The organism is Paraburkholderia atlantica (assembly GCF_009362785.1).
Taxonomy (GTDB): Bacteria; Pseudomonadota; Gammaproteobacteria; order Burkholderiales; family Burkholderiaceae; genus Paraburkholderia; species Paraburkholderia atlantica.
In genome coordinates this window covers 20,295-40,029 of record NZ_WHNQ01000008.1, presented here as the reverse complement: position 1 = coordinate 40,029, position 19,735 = coordinate 20,295, and the positions used below count along the sequence as shown (strand labels likewise).

At 62.9% G+C, this 19,735-nt stretch carries 19 protein-coding genes; 3 read left to right on the top strand and 16 right to left on the bottom strand.

The features are described from left to right. Positions 1-8: 8 nt before the first annotated feature. From GCT19_RS13755 to tssB, 13 genes are all read right to left on the bottom strand, one after another. Positions 9-1,283, bottom strand: coding sequence for a dicarboxylate/amino acid:cation symporter (locus GCT19_RS13755; RefSeq protein ID WP_013093175.1), 1,275 nt, complete (start codon positions 1,281-1,283; stop codon positions 9-11). Between the two features lie 38 nt (positions 1,284-1,321). Continuing rightward, positions 1,322-2,314, bottom strand: coding sequence for a substrate-binding periplasmic protein (locus GCT19_RS13750; RefSeq protein WP_152852261.1), 993 nt, complete (start codon positions 2,312-2,314; stop codon positions 1,322-1,324). 13 nt (positions 2,315-2,327) lie between these two features. Further along, positions 2,328-2,570 (bottom strand): hypothetical protein, encoded by a 243-nt coding sequence (locus GCT19_RS13745; RefSeq protein ID WP_018437471.1) that lies wholly within the window; start codon positions 2,568-2,570, stop codon positions 2,328-2,330. A gap of 13 nt (positions 2,571-2,583) precedes the next feature. Continuing rightward, on the bottom strand, positions 2,584-2,970 hold the full coding sequence (locus GCT19_RS13740) for a DUF4280 domain-containing protein (protein WP_013093172.1): 387 nt from the start codon (positions 2,968-2,970) through the stop codon (positions 2,584-2,586). Positions 2,971-2,972: 2 nt separating this feature from the next. Further along, entirely contained in the window at positions 2,973-3,704 is a 732-nt protein-coding gene (locus GCT19_RS13735; protein ID WP_227749254.1) for a toxin-antitoxin system YwqK family antitoxin, read from the bottom strand. A gap of 8 nt (positions 3,705-3,712) precedes the next feature. Further along, a complete protein-coding gene (gene tssI, locus GCT19_RS13730) occupies positions 3,713-5,635 on the bottom strand; it encodes a type VI secretion system tip protein TssI/VgrG (protein ID WP_018437473.1) in 1,923 nt (640 codons plus the stop codon). A 4-nt stretch (positions 5,636-5,639) separates the two neighbouring features. Continuing rightward, positions 5,640-8,372: a type VI secretion system ATPase TssH gene (tssH, locus tag GCT19_RS13725; protein ID WP_152852260.1), complete on the bottom strand. Its 2,733-nt coding sequence runs from the start codon at positions 8,370-8,372 to the stop codon at positions 5,640-5,642. An 11-nt stretch (positions 8,373-8,383) separates the two neighbouring features. Continuing rightward, positions 8,384-9,478: a type VI secretion system baseplate subunit TssG gene (gene tssG, locus GCT19_RS13720; RefSeq protein ID WP_152852259.1), complete on the bottom strand. Its 1,095-nt coding sequence runs from the start codon at positions 9,476-9,478 to the stop codon at positions 8,384-8,386. Then, a complete protein-coding gene (tssF, locus tag GCT19_RS13715; RefSeq protein ID WP_018437476.1) occupies positions 9,433-11,190 on the bottom strand; it encodes a type VI secretion system baseplate subunit TssF in 1,758 nt (585 codons plus the stop codon). Before tssF ends, tssG begins: the two co-directional genes overlap by 46 nt. 19 nt (positions 11,191-11,209) lie before the next feature. Next, the gene (gene tssE / locus GCT19_RS13710; RefSeq protein ID WP_152852258.1) at positions 11,210-11,647 is read right to left on the bottom strand and encodes a type VI secretion system baseplate subunit TssE; all 438 of its coding nucleotides are present in this window, start codon (positions 11,645-11,647) and stop codon (positions 11,210-11,212) included. 67 nt (positions 11,648-11,714) lie between these two features. After that, on the bottom strand, positions 11,715-12,206 hold the full coding sequence (locus GCT19_RS13705; RefSeq protein ID WP_018437478.1) for an Hcp family type VI secretion system effector: 492 nt from the start codon (positions 12,204-12,206) through the stop codon (positions 11,715-11,717). Between the two features lie 66 nt (positions 12,207-12,272). After that, positions 12,273-13,781 carry a type VI secretion system contractile sheath large subunit gene (gene tssC, locus GCT19_RS13700; protein ID WP_018437479.1) on the bottom strand — a complete coding sequence of 503 codons (1,509 nt, stop codon included), beginning with the start codon at positions 13,779-13,781 and terminating at the stop codon, positions 12,273-12,275. A gap of 82 nt (positions 13,782-13,863) precedes the next feature. After that, a complete protein-coding gene (gene tssB / locus GCT19_RS13695; protein ID WP_013093163.1) occupies positions 13,864-14,400 on the bottom strand; it encodes a type VI secretion system contractile sheath small subunit in 537 nt (178 codons plus the stop codon). 385 nt (positions 14,401-14,785) lie between these two features. Here tssB and GCT19_RS13690 point away from each other — a divergent pair, with 385 nt between their 5' ends. Continuing rightward, positions 14,786-15,076: a hypothetical protein gene (locus GCT19_RS13690; RefSeq protein ID WP_152852257.1), complete on the top strand. Its 291-nt coding sequence runs from the start codon at positions 14,786-14,788 to the stop codon at positions 15,074-15,076. Between the two features lie 1,490 nt (positions 15,077-16,566). On the opposite strand, the gene GCT19_RS13685 is transcribed toward GCT19_RS13690, so the two are convergent. Continuing rightward, the gene (locus tag GCT19_RS13685) at positions 16,567-16,929 is read right to left on the bottom strand and encodes a winged helix-turn-helix transcriptional regulator (protein WP_018437480.1); all 363 of its coding nucleotides are present in this window, start codon (positions 16,927-16,929) and stop codon (positions 16,567-16,569) included. A gap of 90 nt (positions 16,930-17,019) precedes the next feature. Between GCT19_RS13685 and GCT19_RS13680 the strand changes: the two genes are divergently transcribed. Further along, on the top strand, positions 17,020-17,346 hold the full coding sequence (locus GCT19_RS13680) for a nuclear transport factor 2 family protein (RefSeq protein ID WP_018437481.1): 327 nt from the start codon (positions 17,020-17,022) through the stop codon (positions 17,344-17,346). Then, the gene (locus GCT19_RS13675) at positions 17,346-18,125 is read left to right on the top strand and encodes an SDR family oxidoreductase (protein ID WP_018437482.1); all 780 of its coding nucleotides are present in this window, start codon (positions 17,346-17,348) and stop codon (positions 18,123-18,125) included. Before GCT19_RS13680 ends, GCT19_RS13675 begins: the two co-directional genes overlap by 1 nt. An 80-nt stretch (positions 18,126-18,205) precedes the next feature. Here the strand turns inward: GCT19_RS13675 and GCT19_RS13670 are convergent, their stop codons facing one another. Continuing rightward, positions 18,206-18,535: a hypothetical protein gene (locus GCT19_RS13670; protein ID WP_152852256.1), complete on the bottom strand. Its 330-nt coding sequence runs from the start codon at positions 18,533-18,535 to the stop codon at positions 18,206-18,208. Between the two features lie 337 nt (positions 18,536-18,872). After that, complete coding sequence (locus tag GCT19_RS13665) at positions 18,873-19,610, bottom strand: SDR family oxidoreductase (RefSeq protein ID WP_018437484.1); 738 nt, start codon at positions 19,608-19,610, stop codon at positions 18,873-18,875. Positions 19,611-19,735: the final 125 nt, after the last annotated feature.

The window sequence follows — 19,735 nt, the reverse complement described above, 5'->3', positions numbered from 1 at the left end:
AGAGGCTCCTAGATCTTGAGCGGACGCGGGCAGATCACAGAAACAGCCGCCGCATTGCCGATCACGAGCACGAGTGTGCGGAGCATGTCGCAAATCGGATCGACGGCGAGAAACAGGATGAACGCGGCCTCGAACGGCAGGCGCAGATACGCGCAAGTCATGCCCACGAGAGAGACGGTCACGAGACCCGTCATGCCCGCCGACGCGAAGCCCGCGAGCACCGAGGCGAGCAGCACCGTCACCACCTCGACCAGCCCGAGCGAATGCCCGTAGAGCTGCGCGATGAAGAGCGTCGCGCACACGTAATAGACCATCGGTCCCACGCGCAACAGCGAGATCGTGAGCGGCACGAGCAACTCGACGCGCGAGCGCGCGAAACCCAGTCCGTCCGCGAGGCTCTCGATCATGCTCGGCATACAGGCCGCGCTGTTGCGCGTGGCGAGCGCGAGCGCGAACGGCGCGCGCAGCGCGTCGAGGGTTTTGCCGAGGCTGTGGCTCGAGCGCTTCCAGATGATGACGGCCGCGAGCACCAGCAGCAGCGCCGACGCGACGAAGAACGCCAGCACGAACTGCAGCATTGCATGCAGGGGCCCCACGCCCGACTTGCCGAGCTGCGCCGCGCTCATGCAAAAAAGAATCAGCGGCAGCGGGTAGCTAAGCCAGTGCATGAGCTTCTGGCACGCGTGATAGATGGTTTCGAGCGACTGGCTCAGGCCCACCGAGATGCGCTCCGGCACGCGGCCCACTGCCAGGCCGAACAGCAGCGCGAATACGAGCGCCTTCAGCGCATCGCCGTTGGCGAGCGCCGCGAAGATGTTGGTGGGTACAAGGCTCGCGAGCACGTCGGACAAATTCAGCGACTTGGCCGGGAGGTCGGCGCCATACAGGTTCATGACCGTGTCGCTTGTTGAAGTGTCGTTACCAACCATCAGGCCGAAGGTCTGCATCGTCGCCGTCGAGATATTGGCGCCCGGGTGCATGACGAGCAGCACGATCGCACCGACCACGGCGACCGTTGCCGATGCGCCGAGGAACACCGAGATCACGCGCATGAGCAGCCGCGACGTGCCGCCATCGCGAAAGAGCCTCTGCAGGCTGAAAATCACTGCGGAGATCATGAACGGCAATGTCGTCATCTTCAGCAGGTCGACATAAATATCGCCGATGAAGCCGAGCTTTTGCGCCAGGTCCGGCAGAAACAGGCCAAACGCGCCGCCAAGCGCGAGACTGCCGATCACCACCCAAGGGTTGAGAACGAATGCGTAAATCCTGCTGGAATTCATGGTGGTCTCTCTCGTGCTGTTTTCGCAGAGTTTTTCGATTAGTGGTCCGCGGCCTGGAGAACCGCGCTCACGTCGAGCTTGACGCTGCGCTCGGCGAGAAACTGGTTGACGAACGAAAGCAGGGCTGGGTCGTTCACGTTCACGCCGATCGCGAGCGTGTCTTCCAGATCCTGCAGCGTCACTACACGCAGGCGCAGCGAAGCGGTCGGATCAACCTTGAGCACGCGCTTGACTTCGAATTCGTCGCGATAGGCGGCCGTGACTTCCCCCGCGTTGAGCGCCTTGAGTACGTCGTCCCAGGTCGGATAGCTGCGTACCTGTGCATGCGGGAAATTGTTCACGACGTAGCCTGCGTACGACGAGTTCGCCACTACGCCGATAGTGCTGTCGAACGAGCGCACGACCTCGGGCACCGAGCGGCCGTGCGCGAGTTGCGCGAACTTCACGCGGTTGAGCAGCAGCGCGCGATTCAGGCGCAGGTAAGGCGAGCTGAATGCGATCACCGTCGCACGCGTGAGCGTGCGCGAAAGTTTGCTCACCGCGATGTCGGCCTGCCCACGCGCGAGCAGGCTCACGACGTCGTCGAAGGTATGCGCGTCGCGGTTAAAGCGCACCTTCACGTGGAGCTTGTTCGCCATATCGCGTGCGAGATCGATGTCGAGACCTTCGAGCTTGCCGTTGCGTTCCTCGAAGAACGGCGGCTGGTCCACGCTCAGCACTGCAACCACCAGTTCGCCGCGGCCGATGATGCGTGCGAACTCGGGCGTGAGCAGGCGGCCGTCCGGCATCTGGACGAGACCGGTCGACGTGGTGACGGGCGCACTGGCCGGGGCTGGGGCCGGAGCCGCGATCGCGTTCGCGACGACGGGCGCGCTGGGGCTCGCCGGCGTCGCAGCAGCGGTACCGGCTGCGACGGCAAGCGCGGCGCCGGCCAGCGATGCGCCGATCCTGCGCCACAGGGCGCCCATCTGGAGCGCGGTTCGCGAGCCACGCACATCATTGGGCAGAAAAGCGGAAAAGAAAGACGACATGGAATTGGCGGTCTCAAGGAGTCGAAGAAGCGGGTGCGGGTGCAGCGGCCATATCGCCGGTGTCGAGCGACGACTGGGCGGCTGCGCCGGACTGCGGCGCGACGGAAACGACGACGGGCGCGGCGCTCTGCGCGGGCGGGCGGCTCATGCGAGCGCCGATCTCCATACCGAGCAGGAACAGCAGCACGCATAGCAGCAGCGCGCAACTCACGGCGATCGTCACCATGCGCGAAGTCATCGAAAAAACGTATTGCATATCTGTCTCGCCCTCAGGCGGTTAGCGTGGTGAATTGCGCGGGCGCGACGACCTGGATGACGCCGGCCCACATACACATCAGCTTCGAGGAGTTCTGCAGCGCAGGCATCGCGCCGATCGTGACCGTCGGCGAGCCCGGCGCCCACGGCGCGACCGTCGCGGGCACGCATGGCATCGGCGTGAGCGCGCCCAATGCCGCGGCCGTGGCAGCGGCCACCATGGGATTGGCCATCGAGCTGCATTGCCCGAACGGCATGATGTTGACGAGCGGCTTGGAGTCCATGATGTTCGCCGCCGGCGCACCCGCCATCACGCGGTTGAGCGGCAACACCTGCAGCGTCGCGGGCGCGGCGCCGAAGCTGCACTGGAGCGTTGCGCCCGAAGTCACCTGAATTCCCATGTCTACCCTCTCACCCACTTTTCCAGTTGCTTGACGATGCGCGGCCCACGCGCGGCGTCGCCGTTTGCCACGGATGCGTCGAGCGCTCGCCAGTCGCCTTGCGGCTTACCCAGGCGATAGACGCGCTCGTGTGTCGCGGTCCCGTCGGGTGCGTAACGGCGTGCAGTGCCGTGCAGCAGGTCCGCCTGGTACGGCAGGCTCTGCGCGAGCGTGCCGTCGGCGGCATACTCGCGCGTCTCGCCTTCGAGCCTGCCTTTCGCAAAGCGCGCGCGTCGTATCACCACACCGTCATGCAGGAAGAGCGCATCGCGTTCGAGCTTGCCAGCCTCGTAGGTCATGCGCGACGTCACGAGACCGGAGGGTGCGTACGTCGTGCTCTCGCCGTGCAGCACGCCTGCCACGTATTGCTGCCTGCCCGCGAGGCGCCCGTCCTGATACACCGACATTGCGCCATCGAGCTGGCCCATGCGGTACTGCGCTTCCTGCACGGGCCGCCCCTGCGCGTCGAACGTGCGCAACATGCCGTCGAGCAGGCCGAACGCGTAGCTCGCGCGCAGCAGCGCACCTCCGTTCGGGGCGTACTGCACGCTCTCGCCGTGCGGCACACCGTTGACGAGCTCGGCGCGGCTCACGATGCGGCCCGCGTCATCGTGCGTCTCGACCACCGTCGGCTGGACGGCCTCGGCGGACCCGGCGACGGACAACACGGCGGTAGCAGGCATAGGTGCGGACATGGCGTTCCTCAATTGAGCTGGACAATGCCGCCCTTGAGCGCGAGCTGGCCGCCGCCGTCGACCGTCTGCTGCGCCGACGCCTTGTGCGAAACCGTCATGCCCTCGGTGCTCAGCGTGGTCGTGGCCTTGCTCGAGTGCGTGGTGCCGGCTTCACTCGCGAACGACGAGCCCGCCTTGATACTCACCGAGCCGGTCACCTCGATTACCAGATTGCCACCCACCTTCAGCGTGTAATTGCCGTTGACCGTATGCGCGTGATCGCCCGTCACGCTGTGCGTGAGCTTCGCGTGATTCGTGTGCGTTTCGTCGCCTGTTACGTCGAGCGTGCGTTTGCCCTTCACGGTGTGCGACTCGTTGCCCTTGCTCACCGAGATCGTGCGATTGCCCTGCGTCACGGTGTGCGTTTCGTCGCCGGCCTTCACGGTGGTCGAAAGAGCGTTCTCGATCTCGACTGTCATGTCCTTCTGCGCGTGGAAGTACAGCTGTTCCGAATCGAGCTTGTCCTCCATGCGAATCTCGTTGCCAGCCGTGCCTTTCTTCGACGAGCGGGAGCGCATCACGCTCTGCGTCTGGTTCGCCGGCAGCGTGACGGGCGTCGCGTTCTCTCCGTTGTAGACACACCCGGTGACGAGCGGCCGGTCCGGATCTCCATCCACATAGCTCACGACGACTTCCTGCCCCACACGCGGCAGGAACAGGTGCCCCCAACCCGGCCCGGCCACCGACTGCGCCACGCGCACCCAGCAGGAGCTGTTCTGGTCGGCCTCTTCTGTGCGATCCCAGTGGAACTTGACCTTGATACGGCCTTGCGCGTCGGTCCAGATTTCCTCATCGGTGGAGCCGACTACTTTCGCCGTGTGCGTGCCCGCCACGAGCGGCCGGGGCGTCGCGAGCGGCGCGCGAAACGGCACGGTGACCGGAAATACCTCGAATTCGTTGCTGTAGGCGGTATTCGAAGCCGTATGCCGCACCGAGCGCGCGACATAGCTCACGTTGAGCGAACTGTCCGGATGCCCGCCGAGCGTGAACGTGGTGCCGGCGGCGAGGCCGTAGTACCCGCTGGCGCCCTGCCCCACCTGCTGCGTGACGTTGTGCGCTTCGAGTTGAGTGGTCGATAGATGGGTCGCCTGCCCGGCCGTGGCCACACGGCCGGGAAACGTATAGCGCGCGCCGGTCGGCAAGCTCGACGAACCCTTCGACGATGAAATCATCGTCGCCGGCTTGGTGTAGTCGTAGTCGCTGACGATGTGCTCGCCGGGTATGACGCCCCGCGCCATCGCGAACGAATCGAGTCGCTTCGCGCTGCTGGCGGTATTCGCGTCGGCGTCGAAATACAGGTTGCCGGCAGGGGTTGCGTCGTGAGCGGAAGGGTCGTCGGCGAGCACCATCGTGTGCGCACCGTCCGCGAACGTGAAGAAATAGAAAATACCTTCCTCTTCCATCAGCCGCGAGATGAAGTGAAAGGCGCTTTCATCGTACTGAACGCAGTATTCGCGCACGCCATAGGCGCTGCTGCTCTTCGTGCGGTCCTCGAAGGTGACGCCGAACGTGCCCAGCACGCTCTTGATGATGTCGAGCGCCGACTGGTTCTGCCAGATCACGCGGTCCCGCCCGAGCGTGAGCAGCCATAGGCGCGGCGCAAGCTCCGCCGAATAGAAGCCGTGCTGCGCGTCCGCTCCCGCATGTGCGAAGCGCGTCACGATGCCGTTGAAATACCTTGCGACACCGCTCTGGTCCTTGAGCGTCACCGTCACGCTTTTGCCGACGATCTCGTCGGGAGCGAGCGCCTTGTTCGTCGAACGCATCCGCAGATCGAAGCTGAATAGCTCCGAGATTGCTTCATGGCCTCCAAAGCCGTCGAGCAACAGCACGTCCGCGCCGAACGGCGTCGAGACCGATGCAAACCAGTTCGACTGGCTGGGCGTCGACATGCGCTTACGCCTCCTCGCTGGAGAGGAAGCGGAACTCGATCGCGCCGGTCGGAGTCAGCGCGAGATGCACGCCGCCAAATGGTTCGGAAATCGAAATGCGCTCGAGGACCTGGCGCGCGAGCTCCGGCAGCACGGACTGCGTGAGGATGTGGTCCACATTGCGCGCGCCGCTATCCACTTCTTTGCAGCGCTGCGCGATCAGCGTGGCCACGTCATCGTCCCACGTGAGGCCAGCGTGATGGTTGCGCTCGAAGCGCTGCGCGAGCCGTTCGAGCTTCAGGTTCACAATCGCGTTGATCTGCGCGTCGCCGAGGTGGTAGTAAGGCACCAGCACGAGCCGCCCCAGAAAAGCCGGGCTGAACTGCCGCAGCAGCGCCGGGCGCAGCTTCTCGATCAACTCGTCGGGCGGCGGGCGGCGGCCGCCCCGGCTCGCTTCGGTGATGACATCCTGCGCGGCGTTCGAGGTCAGCAGAATGAGCGTGTTCTTGAAGTCGATCGGCACGCCTTCGCCGTCTTCCATCACGCCCTTGTCGAACACCTGGAAGAACAGCTCCAGCACGTCGGGGTGCGCCTTCTCCATTTCATCGAGCAGCACGACGCTATACGGTCGGCGGCGCACGGCCTCGGTGAGCACGCCGCCACGTCCGTAGCCGACATATCCCGGCGGCGCGCCCTTGAGCCCGGACACGCTGTGCGCCTCCTGAAACTCCGACATGTTCACGGTGATCATGTTGCGCTCGCCGCCGTACAGCATGTCCGCGAGCGCGCACGCTGTCTCGGTCTTGCCCACGCCGCTCGGCCCGACGAGCAGGAACACACCCACCGGCTTGCCCGGATCGTCGAGATCGGCGCGGAACGTGCGCACGCGGCGCGCGATCGCGTCGAGCGCTTCGTCCTGGCCGACTACGCGCTCGGCAAGCTTGTCCTGGAGATACAGCACGGTGTGCAGCTCGTCGGCGAGCATGCGGCCAACGGGGATGCCGGTCCAGCCCGAAATGACCTGGGCCACCGTCTCCGAGTCCACGCATACGGGCACCATCGGCTCGTCGTTCTGCATGGCTTCAAGGCCTTTTTCGAGGCGCGAGAGATTCACCGCGAGCGATGCGGCATCCTCGCCATCGGCCGCGCTGTCCGGGTCCGACAGATAGCCGCGAATCTTCTTGCGCCACGCGAGGATCTCCTCCACTGCGCGCTTTTCGGTGGCGAGCTTGTCGGTGAGGCGCGAGCGCTGCGCGCGCGCGTCGTCGAGCTGCTTCGTAGTCACGGCGATGGCGTCAGCACGATCGGCCCCCGTGGCCGCCTCGTGGCGCAGGATGCGAAGCTGGTGCTCGGCCGCTTCGATCGTGCGGCCAAGCGCCTCGATTTCCTCGGGCGTGCCGCTTTGGCCGATCGCCACGCGGGCGCACGCCGTGTCGAGCACGCTGATCGCCTTGTCCGGCAACTGGCGCCCGGAGATGTAACGATGCGACAGCTTCACGGCGTCGCGCACCGCGTCGTCGAGGATTTCCACGCCGTGGTGCTCTTCGAGTTTCTGCACCATGCCGCGCAGCATGTCGATCGCGACGGCCTCGCTCGGCTCCTCGACCTTGACCACCTGAAAGCGCCGCGCCAGCGCCGGATCGCGTTCCACGTATTTCTTGTATTCGGCCCACGTGGTCGCGGCGATCGTGCGCAGCTCGCCGCGCGCGAGCGCCGGCTTGAGCAGGTTGGCTGCGTCGCCCTGGCCCTCGCTGCCGCCCGCGCCGATCAGCTGATGCGCCTCGTCGATGAACAGGATGACCGGCACCGGCGACGCCTTCACTTCCGCAATCACCGACTTGAGCCGATTCTCGAACTCGCCCTTCACGCCCGCGCCTGCCTGCAGCAGCGCAAGATCGAGCGAGCGCACCGACACGTTGACGAGCGCGGGCGGCACGTCGCCCTGCACGATGCGCTGGGCGAAACCCTCGACCACGGCTGTTTTGCCCACGCCCGCTTCACCCGTGAGAATCGGGTTGTTCTGGCGGCGGCGCAGCAGCACGTCGATCAACTGGCGGATTTCAGCGTCGCGTCCGCGAATCGGATCGATCTTGCCTTCGCGCGCGAGGCCGGTCATGTCGACGGTGTACAGCTCCAGCGCCGACTTGCGGCCGCTCCCGCCAGCGCCGCCCGCGATGTTCGGCATCGCACCCGCCTCTCGCGCCACAGACGATGCGGGCGCGGACGCCGCGCCAGGCTGCGCCGCTTCGGAGTCCTGGCCGGGCATGTGCGAGCCGCCCGCATCTTCGGACGAGCCCGCGAGAATCGCCGCGAGCCGGTCACGCAGGGCCGCGCGCGGGAAGTTGAGCAGTGCGGGGGCCGATTCGAGCAGCATGCCGCGCAGAGTATCGACTTCGAGCAGCGCGAGAACGAGCGTGCCCGAGCGGATCTGCTGCTCGCCGAGCAGCATCGAGCTGAGCAGCCACGCTTCCTGGAAGAGCGGCGAAAAGTTCGGCGAAAGCGCCGGCGTGCGGCCATTGCCGCGCTTGAATCCATCAACGGTCTTCTGCAGCTGCGCGGTCAGCGTTTCGGGCTTGACGGCGAAGTGCGCAAGAATGGCCTTGAGGTCCGGCGCATCGGATTCGAGCAGCGTGAGCAGCAGATGCTCGACGTCGACGTTGTAATGCGTCTGTCGCACGCACAGCTGCGCGGCCTGTTCCATCGCGAGCTTGCATTCCGGATTCAGCCGGCTCAACAGCGTGCGAATATCGATATCCATGCGCGGATTCCTTAGTGAACCTTCGGCGCGGGCGCGGCGGCCTCGCTCAGCGCGAGGCGCACCGGTGCCGGTGCGTGAGTGGTATGGCGCGAGCCGCCCAGCCATGTCGTCCAGCCGAGGCGGGACGCGCGCGGGCCACCGACTTCGCAGGCGGTGGTTTGCGACGCGAGATGCAGCACGAACTGCACGTCGAAATCCTGCTGCAGATACGCGCGAATGAGCCACGCGGCGAGCGCGTGATCGGCGCCGCCGGGCAAAAGCGCCTCGAAGCGCGCCCTGGTCAGGCCGGGGAACTCGAGGCAGATGCCGCTCGCCTGGTCCCACGTGCGGCGCCCGAGCACGGCCACACCGGTGAGCCGCGCAGCCCCCGCGCGCCCGAGGCGCAGCGAGTCGGCGCGGTCGACCTCGCGCCAGCCGCCGACGAATTGCGCGCCGCGCACTTCGAGCCCGAGGCGGTCGGCAAGCATCGCGATGAGTCCCGTCATCGAGCGTGGCGCGGCGCTCAGCAGCCCTGCGTGGCGCAACCACAGCCGCGCGTCACGCGGGCCGCGCATGCCGTCGCGCAGGCCCAGATTGCTGAGCGCGTCGAGAGAGGCCGCGATCGCGCTCGCGTGTGGCGAGCGCCAGTTCAGCCCCGGCGAGTGCTTCTTGCGACTGCGATACAGGAACGACAGAAAGCGGTGATTGAAGATGTCGAGCAGGTCCGCCGTCGCCGTGTCGCGCTGCGCGCGGCGCTCCAGCACGAGTTCGGTGTACGCCATTGGCAGCGGGCCGTTGGCGCCCGCGAGCGTAAGCACGGGCGTGGACAGCGTCCAGGTTGCGCGCGGCGCGTACGACACACTGGTGCCAGCGGGCATGCCGTCCGGTTGCGCCGCCGTCTTCTCGCGCACGCTGTGGACGTCGCTCGGCTCGAATGCAAGCGACACGTGGCCGGTGAGGCGGACCGCCTCGCCCAGCCCATTGCCACGGCCGAGCGCACGCGCCCACGGCGCGGCTCGCTCCAGCAGACTGATCGCCTGGAACAGATCAAAGCGCTGCGGATTCGCCTTGAGACGCGCGATCAGAGCAGCTGCTGGCAGCCTGTCATCGGCTCCCATTGCTTCCATATCTCGTCTCCACGGCGCACCACCAGCCGTACAAAGGAATTGACCGACGTGTACATCGCGAAGAAGCGCGCGAGCACGGCCCCCAGCAGCAACGGCGAGCCGCCCACGAAGGTCTCGGGATCGAACTCGACGGCGACCTCGGTGCCGCGGCAATAGCCGCGCCATGCGTCGCTGCCGACATGTGCGGTCGCGCTGCGGGCCTCCACGCTGCGGATGCCGCGAATCTGGTCCTGCTCGCGCGTGCTGTCGGAGGCGAAGAGCCGCAGCATTTCCTGCAACTGTGCGCGGCCCGTCGCGCCGCTCACGAGCGACTGATAGTTGAGCGTGAGCAGCGAGATCAGCCGCCATAGCGTTTCGCTGCCGAGTGCAGGGCTGCGCTGAGCGGTCGGCTCGTAAAGGCAGCGCACGCGCACGTTCTGCGAGACCTTCTCGATCAGCATGCGAGCGCCTACTGGCACCTGTTCGGCAAGACGGCGATTCGTGCACAGCACGTTCGCGTAGATCACGGGTGCGCCGGGATCGGCTAGCACGTTGGCCGAATCGACGAAACTCACGAACATGTCCGTGCCCTGCACGTTCTCTCGCAGGCTATGCTCCCGGCGCGCGGACCAGAACACGGTGTCGCCATCGGCCTCGACGTGATCGATGGCCGAAAAGCACGGCACCGCCGCCTCGGCGCCAAGAGTCGGATGCGACGCGACGACGGACTCGATCGAGTGAATCTCCGTGATCGACTCGCGCCGCTGGTCCGCAACGAGGCGGTACTCATAGTGACGGTGATCCACGACGATCGGCTCGCTCGTCTGCGAGAACAGGTTGATGACGGGCGCGCAGCCGAGCTGGAAATGCCCCGCGTGCAGCATGCCGAGACCGCGCGGAGTGCGGTTCAGATGCAGCACGATCTCGCAACGGCGGCCCTTGCCGAGCCGCCCTTCGAGATGGTGCAGATCGAAAAAATGAAACTTGCGCGGAAACGCGAAGTATTCCTGCATCAGCGCATACGCGGGCTGCGCGTGGCGTGGGCGCGGTAGCACGTCGTCCGCTTCGCCATAGCCCACTTCGCGCCACGCGCGCGCGGGCAGCAACGACGGCGCCCTTGCGCCTTCCGGTCGCACCGAGACGTCCGTTACACCCGACACCAGCAGTTCGTAGAGCGGCATCGTCACCATCCAGTCGCCGTGGAGGTGCAGGCGAAGTTGCCTGATTTCCAGCTCTGCGAAGTCGACGCCCTCTGCGCATTCCAGCGTGAGACGCAGCGTGGCGTCTTCGCCGAACGCGGCATGGCGGATGCCAATCGGCCATAGCACCGTATCCCACGCCGTGCGAAAGCGACACGCGTCGCCCGTTTCCGTGCGGGCCTGCAGCCCCGTGTGACGCGGCACGGCAAAACCGGCCGTCACCTTGCCCTGGGTCGGATCGAGGTCGAACTGCGCGACCGTCATCGACGGTACGGGTTGCACGAGCGTCGGGCACACGTTCTCGAGCAACGCTGAAGCGACCTGCGGGAACTCCTGGTCGAGATCGCGATGCACGCGCGCGGCGAGAAATGCGGTGGCCTCGACGAGACGCTCAGTATGCGGGTCGAGCGACTCGGTGCCGTGCAGCGCGAGACGCGAAGCGATTTTCGGGTAGCGACGCGCGAACTCCGCACCTTGCAGACGCAGGTACGAAAGCTCGCGTTTGTAGTATTGGAGGATGTCGTCTGCCGGCATGTGAGCTTGAGTGCTTGCCTCACGCCGCGACGAGCGAATGGCCGTTGGCGGCCAGCTCGAATGCCACGTGCGTGACGCTTGGGCCAGCACGCATTTGAGCACTGATGGTCAGGATTGCCCGCTGCGCGTGCGCAGCGGAGAAGGCAAACGCAACCTCGACATTGGCGAGGCGCGGCTCGAACAGCGAAATAGCCCGCCCGATCGCTGCGGCTATCAGATCACGGTCCGGTCCCGAATGCAGCGACCGGTCCGAAAAATCGGGCACGCCGTAATCGATCACGCTCCCGTCGCTTTCGGCAAATTCGTCGAACGTCAAACGAGAGCGTGTATTGAGCAGTCGCGTGAGTTCACGCGCGATCGACGCCCGCAGCCCGTCTTCGCCGGGTAGCTGCGCCTCGCCGCTGGCGGCGAGGCGATCGAACAATGGCATCGGTGAACCGATTACGATTGCGGGCATCAAGCAAAAGCTCCGGGTGTCACCGACCGAAAAGCTCCAGACTCCGCCGGCGGTGCGCAGTTGAGAATCAGGAAGCCGACACCGTAATAGGCTTGTTCGCGGCCAGATCCCAGCCGAACGACGCGGTACCCTTCTTCGTCGAGTCGACGTTTTGCTGCGTGTACGTGGTCGTGATCTTCGAGAAGTTGATCGTCACGTTATCCTGCGATTCGCCGGAGCCCGAAGTCGTGATCGCCGAGATCATCGCGTCGCTGAGCGTGTACTCGATCAGCGGCATGAACTTGCTGTTTTCGTTGCGCCCGATCGAAATCTTGGCTTCCCCGAGCTTCGTGCCACCGGCGCAAGCTGCGTAAAGCGCCGGCGTGGACTGGTCGGTTGCCTTGTTGACGTTAAATTCCATGAAGTTCGGACGACCGAGCGTACGTTCCGTGCGGCCCACGTCGTTGTTCATCTGCATCGTGACGCCGAGCGAGTACGAATACAGGACGATATGTTCGGTCGCGCCCTCCAGTGTCGAATTACCCTTGATGTCCTTAATCTGCAGCAGAACGGTATCCATAGCTGTCTCTTCTCAATAGGTGATCAATTCATCTCGTGTGTGCGGCTTGCGCCGCACACACGAGCATCAGGCCGCCGCTGCCGGCAGTTCCGCGACGAGACGGATCGATGCCGTCAGTTCTTCCATCTGGAAATGGGGCTTCAGGAAGCAGGTCGCGCGATACGCGCCTGGCTTGCCCTGCACCTCCGTCACGTCCACGCGTGCCTCGCCGAGCGGGAAGCGCGCCTTCTGTTCGTGCGAAGCCGACGGATTGATCAACACGTAGTCCGCAATCCAGTTGTTCAGATACGCCTCGACATCGCCGCGCGACTGGAAGCTTCCCACCTTGTCACGCATCATCACTTTCAGATAGTGCGCGAAGCGTGAGGCTGCGAGAACGTACGGCAAGCGCGCCGAAAGCTGCGAGTTAGCGTTGGCTGCGTCCTTGTTGTACAGCTTCGGGCGGTTGGTCGTCTGACCGCCGAAGAACGTCGCGAAGTTCGATCCCTTCGAGTTGACGAGTGCAATAAAGCCAAGGTCATTCAGCTCTTTCTCGCGACGGTCGGTGATCGTCACTTCCGTCGGGCACTTGAGGACGACATCGCCTTCGTCGGTCTTGTACGCGTGCGCGACCATGTTCTCCACCTTGCCGCCGCCTTCGACGCCACGAATGGAGGTCGCCCAGCTGTACTTCGCGAATGCGTCGGTAATGCGCAGGCCGAGCTGGTAGGCGGAGTTGGCCCACAGGTACTTGCTGTGATCGCTGCCGTCGACGTCTTCTTCGAAGTTGAAGTTCTCGACGGGTTTCGTCTTCGCGCCATACGGCAGGCGCGCAGCGTACGAAGGCAGCACGAGCGACACATAGCGCGAATCTTCCGAGTCGCGGAAGGAGCGCCAGCCGGCAAGTTCGGCACTCTCAAAGGTCTTCGAGAGGTCGCGCGTCACACCGAGGTCCGTGAACGACTTCAGGTCGAACAGGCTCGGGGCCGCCGCCGCAATGAACGGGGCATGCGCCGCAGCGGCTACCTTCGAGATGCGCTCCAGCAGTGCGATGTCCTGCGGATGACGACCGAACGAGTAGTCGCCAATCAGCATCGAGAACGGATGGCCACCGAACGTGCCGTATTCCTCTTCGTAGATCTTCTTGAAGAGCGCGCTCATGTCGTGATCGACTGCGGTTTCGAGGTCCTTGAGCAGGTCCTTCTTCGTCACGTTCAGGAGACGCAGCTTCAGGCGCGGGCCCGTTTCCGTGCCATAGACCATGTCGTGCAGGCCGGTCCACGACGCTTCGAGCGTCTGGAACGCTTCGTCGTGCATGATCGCGTTGAGCTGATCCGAGAGCAGCTTGTCGATCTCGGCGACGCGCTCATTGATCATTGCGACGACGCTCTTGTCCGGGCTCGTGCGCATGCCTTCGTCGAGGATCTGTGACGCGAGCTGGCCGATCAGTTGCTTCGCGTAGCCGCTTTGCGAGGGCTCGACGGCCATGTTGCCTTCGTGAACGATGCGCTCGAGCAGACTCAACTCGGCGCCAGCCGAGGCGTCGAGGGTCTGGGCTTCGCTACCGGCTGCGCCGGCTGCAGTAGTGCTTTCCATGTGAATCACCTTTGAAAGTTCATTGCGCCCACTACTGGGCGGTTTGGGTCTCGCCCGTTATGCCAGTTACGCCAGTCGTGGCTTATTCAGCCGGTGCGTCACCTGCGGCCTCGGCCGCGGGTGCGTTGCTGGCTTGAGCCTGGCTTTGAACTTTCTTGAGTTCTTCGCTGCTCTGCACGATGCGCTCGAGCATCGAATCGAGTTCGTCGTTGCCGTCGAGTTTGGCGAGCAGATCACGCAGTTGCTGACGCGCTTCGAGCAGCTTCGCAAGGCGCGGCACCTGATTCACGATGCTTTCCGGGTGGAAGTCCTCGAACTTTTCGAACTTCAACTCGACCTTGATATTGCCTTCGCCCTTCATCGTGTCCGGCACGGAAAGGTCGAGTCGCGGGCGGATTTTGCCCATGATCTCGTCGAAGTTGTCACGGTCGATATCGACCAGACGGCGCTCCTTGAGCTTGGGCAGCGGCGTAGCCGGATGCCCCGAAAGGTCCGCCAGCAGGCCGACCACGAGCGGAAGCTCACGCTTCTCGACCGCATCGCCGACTTCGACGTCGTAGGTGATCTGGACACGCGGCGGACGGTTACGCCCCACCCATTTCTGCAAACTGTTCGACATGGATCTCTCCGGAGATGCTTGACTATGAGGACAACGAACGCTGGCGCCCGCTTCGTTTGCGAGCGTATGGCACAAGGTACAAAAGTCTGTCGAAGAGCGCGCAGGATCACGCTCGCAGCATGTGCGCGAGCAGAACCCCGCTGACGGGTTGTCGTCAACGTGAGCGCCTTTCTTTAGTTTTCTTTGAATCAGGCTACCCACTGCAGGGCTGGGCGAACCTGCGCGGATGGCAGGCTACCGTCTAGAGCGCTGGTAGCAGTTCTAGCGCTCGTCCCCCGCGGTTTCCGCTGGACCATGAACACTACCTTGGTCAGGGGTAATGGCCCTTGAAGAAGAAACCGTGACTTGCTTGTCAGGCCAACCTGGTCTCACACACGATCGGTGCATGCTGGTCGGCCTAAAAATTCAGGCAGAATTAGAACACAGACTTTTTACAGCTACAAGACAGTTATCTGGCAATCGGTTGGGGCTAGCGGCGCCGCCAAAGAGAGCGTTATTGAAAAGCCTGGGCGACTCGCGTCATAGTGCGATGAACGTAGACAGTCTTTGTCCAATTAGCCCTTTCCGCACCTGCCAGCCGGATTCCGAACGTTCGTTTCCACCGACGATCATGCCCCGGCGCGAATCAAAAGATAATCGCGATAGCAAACATCCGAAAAAAGTATCGATTATCTGAAATCGAAAATTGCAGGGCGCGCCTACAGATGGCTCGACAAGGTCTCACCAGTCAAAAAATAGATCATTTGAAATTTGCGTTCGTGACGAAAAACAGAAAACTGATACCTGCGAGTGCCGCAACCCGACCGGGTTGCGCCTCCCCTGTCCCATATTCGGCAAGCCTGACAGCGGCAGTGCAATCGCACCCTACCCGCCACGACCCAAAGCTTTAGAAAGTTTTCCATCCGCAAGTATTCGGTAACGTAGCGGAAATGAAAGTTGGTGTAGGAAATAAAAAACGTATCCAAAAAGTTATTAACGGATGCTACTAACATTCGTCCAGGATCGAGGGCTAGTCATGACGATAATCGGACAATGATTGCTGCCGTCGGGAAGTCTTTCCATACCGGCACCCCGTTCGAGGGAAGCGTTCTTCTTGATAATTGACCGCCTTCATTGCGAGTGGCTGGCCTGTGGCTCCCCATCCTATACGCAATCCTCGCACTTCCGTGTTTGAAATTCGTTGCTTTCCTACATATTGCTTTCACTTTCTTTCTATAAAATAACGGACAGTAGAATTCAGCAACGTGCCCCATGGCGTGCGTCCCGAGCCTGACCTCGCACCGCGTTCTGCCTGGCATTGCAGGTGCGGCTTTTGTTCCCGATGTGAAGGATGGCTTGGAGCAGCAGAGGCACAGCCTCTTCTGCCGCGACAAACAACGGCACTGCGATACAAAGAATGGGCGGCAAAATGCTCCGCAGATCTTCCAGCCCGCGCCCGACCCTCGACCAGGATCGACGCCAGAAGATGCATTTCGCAAGTAATTGAACGAGGCATTTCCCGCTAGTTCGACGGGAATGCAGTCGCGTTTTGTGAACGCGTAGGAGTGTCGAAGAGCTGCCCTCAATATTGGCGAACTGCGGGGCCGCCGCATGCAAGCACGCTATGGCCATCTCCCAAGGCTAAGCGTAAGGAGGCTATCGAAGATGCTCTCGAAGAACGGAGAAGCCGGCTTGATAACGCGATTTTTCACGAGGCGACACGCATGATTTCGGGTGGCGAGCGATCCACCATCGATAAGCAGATTCGCAGCTTCCACAGAATGCGGCGGCGGCAGCTTTGTGGAGATCGGCCATTGCCGACGCCATTCGGCCGCCATGCGTCTGCAGCTCGCCGCTTTGCTGTCGCGATGCGGTGCATTCGAATGTCGGCTTCCCGGAACTGCGAACGAGTCTTGACGACCCGATGGAGCCGCTCGGAAAAGATTTACCACCGTCCGCTCCGGGAGCGACATGAGACGACCGCGGATAACGCGTCGGCCTTTATCTCGTCGGCCATCACGGAAAGTGGCGGATCGCTGACGCGGTCCGACCATACCGCGACCCGACGGCGTGACTCGGAAAACGTTGGGAGAGCACTCCAAACCGATGCAGACGCATCCGTTGAATTAGCAGACACCTCGTCGACGACCCACAGAATTCGAATTCAGGAAAACAGGTCAGTCAGCCTTAGGCACGCACGCTCGATGCAGCCGATGGAAAGTCTTCACGGCGCTCCGCCCATTTCAGGATCGCGTCCAGTGCCGGGCACAGCGCCTGCCCCCAATCGGTCAGGCGGTAGTCCACCTTCGGCGGCACCTGGTGATAGACCGTGCGCGTCACAATGCCGTCCTCTTCGAGGCGGCGTAGCTGCTGGGCAAGCATCTTCTGCGTGATGCCTGGGATCAGCCTCTCGAGGTCCGAAAAGCGTCGCACCTGACCACCGAAAAGGTGAAACAGGATGACCAGCTTCCAACGTCCTTCCAGCAGCTTGAATGCGGCTTCGACGTCGATCGCAGCGGTCGTGGGAGTGTAGGCTTTTCGGTTGGGCACGGGCTTACTTACTTTTTAGTGCGTTCTTGCGATGTGGTAACTATAGCGCCATCATTGGGACATGCAAACGTGACTTTCAGGAGAAGTCCGATGAACATGACCCTGCCCCCGCCACTGGATGTCTATCTGAACGCGGAAGCCACCAGCGACACCGCTCCTCTCGCGAACTGCTTCGCTGCCGATGCCGTCGTGCGCGACGAGGGCCGCACTATCGAGGGGCTCGAAGCCATCCAGGCCTGGAAGAAGGACGCCAAAGCCCGGTACCAATACAACGTCGAGCCGTTGGACCTGTCCCAAGATGGCGCCGCCGTGACGATGCGCGCCAGGCTCACCGGCGCCTTCCCCGGTAGCCCGGTCGAGCTGACCTACACGTTTGTCCTGGCCGGCGGCAAGATCGCGTCTCTGGAGATTCACTGATGAGCGCCGCACTCGAACTTCAGGGCCTTCGGGCGCTTGTCACAGGCGGGACCAAAGGAGTCGGTAAAGCCGTTGTCGCGCACCTTTGCGAGGCCGGCGCGAACGTCCTTGCGACGGCACGTTCGCGTCCCGATGACCTTTCCGAAGAAAGGTTCATCGGTGCGGACATCACGACGGCCGAGGGCTGTAAAACCATTGTCGACGCCGTGCTCGAACGGCTCGGCGGCGTCGATATAATCGCGCACGTGGCGGGTGGCTCATCTGCGCCGGCGGGTGGCTTCAGGGTGCTCGACGACGACGAATGGAACAAGGCATTGAGCCTGAACCTGTTCGCGGCAGTGCGCATCGATCGCGCGCTGTTGCCCTTGATGGTCGAGCAGCGCTCGGGCGTCATCGTCCACGTCACGTCGATCCAGCGGCAGTTACCGTTGCCGGAGGCCACGATTGCCTATGCCGCCGCCAAGGCTGCCCTGTCGAACTACAGCAAAGCCTTGTCCAAGGAAGTCAGTCCGAAAGGCGTTCGGGTCGTGCGCGTCTCCCCGGGCTGGGTCGAGACGGATGCCGCCGCGAGTTTCGTTGCTGAGATCGCCCGGCAGAACGGCATCGACACGGAAGGCGCCCGCAAGATCATCATGGATTCGCTCGGGGGCATTCCGCTCGGCCGGCCATGCTCTCCCCGAGAAGTCGCAGAACTCATCGGTTTCCTCGTCTCCGCGCGGGCCAGCGCCATCACCGGCACTGAGTACGTCATCGACGGCGGAACCGTTCCGACTGCGTGATCTGAGCCGCTTGTCGGTGGACGTCGACGTGCTTGGCGTACGCGAAGCGCGTTTCGCAGTTAGCTGTTCGCGGTTCCCGGTCAGGCGCCGATGTTCATCGCTTCGATCTCCTTTTCCATGTCGCGCGCGAGACTGATCTTTGCGAGTAGAAGAAGGTTGATCAGGCTATGGCAGCAAGAATCAAAACGCACTTCATCGTCTGAGGTACCCTGTTCGTTGAAGGCAGAAAAAGTTGTTTGCGCAAGCGGATCTGACACGTCAGCTTCAGGTCGGTCGTGCAATCCGATGAGACGTTCGGGAACCTCGGCAAACCGTGGCCGGTCAGTATTTTCATTTGAAACGTCGAGAGCAGATTCGGGTCCGCGATCGCCGCTTACGGTCCGCGCCACTCTCAGACCAACAAGATTCATCCTGCGTGCGGTTCCAACGACGAGGCGTGGCCCCGTGCTTGCGAGAGCCATCGCCATTGCCGAGCCCATCGCTCCCAAACCAAGTATCGCAACGGTTGTCGGCTTTGCTCGCCCTGACATCGGTGCATGTGCGGATCCATCTGTTCGTCGCGACCGTTTGTGCCTGGAGCGCTTTATGCATACGGATTGGTCGAGACATAGTTCACTTACCGACACGCGTCACCACTAATGACATGCCGGCGGACGCCGTAGCGGTCCGCCGCAGAGCAATATCCAAACATGCCCAGAAAGAGGGGCGGATCTATGCGCCCCTCCACTGACGTTAATGGCAGCATGCTTAGAGCGTGAATCCACCGTCAATAGTAATGCTGGCGCCCGTTACATAGCGAGCATCAGCGCCTACGAGGTAGGCGATCAAGCCTGCAATCTCCGAGGGGTGGCCAATGCGCTTGAGCGGGTTCATTTCGGCGAGAACTTCCTTCGATCCGGCGGTCATGTCGGTTTCGGTCGGGCCTGGCTGGATATTGTTGACAGTAATGCCTCGCGACGCGAGATCTAGCGCCACGCCCTTGACCATGCCGGCGACTGCAGTTTTCGTCAGTTGATAGACGCTGAATCCCGGTGTGCGAGTATGCAGTGCAACGTTGCTACCAATCGTGACAATACGAGCGCCGTCATTGAGATGAGGTACCGACGCTTGGATGGACAGGAAAACACCACGAACGTTTACGTTCAGCATCTGGTCAAGATCTTCCAGGCTCACGGCATCAACGGTCCCCGGTCGCAGGATGCCAGCGTTTACCACAACGGCATCAAGATTTCCAAAACGGGCAGTGGCCTCCCCTACAGCCCGCCGGATCGCTGTCGGATCTGCGCTATCCGCTTGGATGGCGAGACTACCAACCCCGTTTGCCGCAATTGCGTCAGCCAGCGCAGTTGCCTTATTCGTGCTGCTCGCGAATGTGAACGCGACGTTGAAACCTTCCTGAGCGAGGCGTTCGACCGCAGCAGCGCCGATACCTCGCGAGCCGCCGAAAACCAAAGCAGTCTTCGGAGAGGCTTTTTGTTTTTGCATGGTCTTTCCTTTGTTGATCGTTTAGTCAATAACTAGCCAAAAAAGCTCCCGTCATGGCCATCAATAAATGACGCATACGGGAGCGTCTATGCCGCCTTCAGGCGACCAACCACAAAATCTTCTTG

Bases quoted from the DNA above. Each gene is read 5' to 3' on its own strand.
- GCT19_RS13755 (WP_013093175.1), bottom strand. From the start codon at position 1,283: ATGAATTCCAGCAGGATTTACGCATTCGTTCTCAACCCTTGGGTGGTG.
- GCT19_RS13750 (WP_152852261.1), bottom strand. From the start codon at position 2,314: ATGTCGTCTTTCTTTTCCGCTTTTCTGCCCAATGATGTGCGTGGCTCG.
- GCT19_RS13745 (WP_018437471.1), bottom strand. From the start codon at position 2,570: ATGCAATACGTTTTTTCGATGACTTCGCGCATGGTGACGATCGCCGTG.
- GCT19_RS13740 (WP_013093172.1), bottom strand. From the start codon at position 2,970: ATGGGAATTCAGGTGACTTCGGGCGCAACGCTCCAGTGCAGCTTCGGC.
- GCT19_RS13735 (WP_227749254.1), bottom strand. From the start codon at position 3,704: ATGTCCGCACCTATGCCTGCTACCGCCGTGTTGTCCGTCGCCGGGTCC.
- tssI (WP_018437473.1), bottom strand. From the start codon at position 5,635: ATGTCGACGCCCAGCCAGTCGAACTGGTTTGCATCGGTCTCGACGCCG.
- tssH (WP_152852260.1), bottom strand. From the start codon at position 8,372: ATGGATATCGATATTCGCACGCTGTTGAGCCGGCTGAATCCGGAATGC.
- tssG (WP_152852259.1), bottom strand. From the start codon at position 9,478: ATGGAAGCAATGGGAGCCGATGACAGGCTGCCAGCAGCTGCTCTGATC.
- tssF (WP_018437476.1), bottom strand. From the start codon at position 11,190: ATGCCGGCAGACGACATCCTCCAATACTACAAACGCGAGCTTTCGTAC.
- tssE (WP_152852258.1), bottom strand. From the start codon at position 11,647: ATGCCCGCAATCGTAATCGGTTCACCGATGCCATTGTTCGATCGCCTC.
- GCT19_RS13705 (WP_018437478.1), bottom strand. From the start codon at position 12,206: ATGGATACCGTTCTGCTGCAGATTAAGGACATCAAGGGTAATTCGACA.
- tssC (WP_018437479.1), bottom strand. From the start codon at position 13,781: ATGGAAAGCACTACTGCAGCCGGCGCAGCCGGTAGCGAAGCCCAGACC.
- tssB (WP_013093163.1), bottom strand. From the start codon at position 14,400: ATGTCGAACAGTTTGCAGAAATGGGTGGGGCGTAACCGTCCGCCGCGT.
- GCT19_RS13690 (WP_152852257.1), top strand. From the start codon at position 14,786: ATGCTGGTCGGCCTAAAAATTCAGGCAGAATTAGAACACAGACTTTTT.
- GCT19_RS13680 (WP_018437481.1), top strand. From the start codon at position 17,020: ATGAACATGACCCTGCCCCCGCCACTGGATGTCTATCTGAACGCGGAA.
- GCT19_RS13675 (WP_018437482.1), top strand. From the start codon at position 17,346: ATGAGCGCCGCACTCGAACTTCAGGGCCTTCGGGCGCTTGTCACAGGC.
- GCT19_RS13670 (WP_152852256.1), bottom strand. From the start codon at position 18,535: ATGAATCTTGTTGGTCTGAGAGTGGCGCGGACCGTAAGCGGCGATCGC.
- GCT19_RS13665 (WP_018437484.1), bottom strand. From the start codon at position 19,610: ATGCAAAAACAAAAAGCCTCTCCGAAGACTGCTTTGGTTTTCGGCGGC.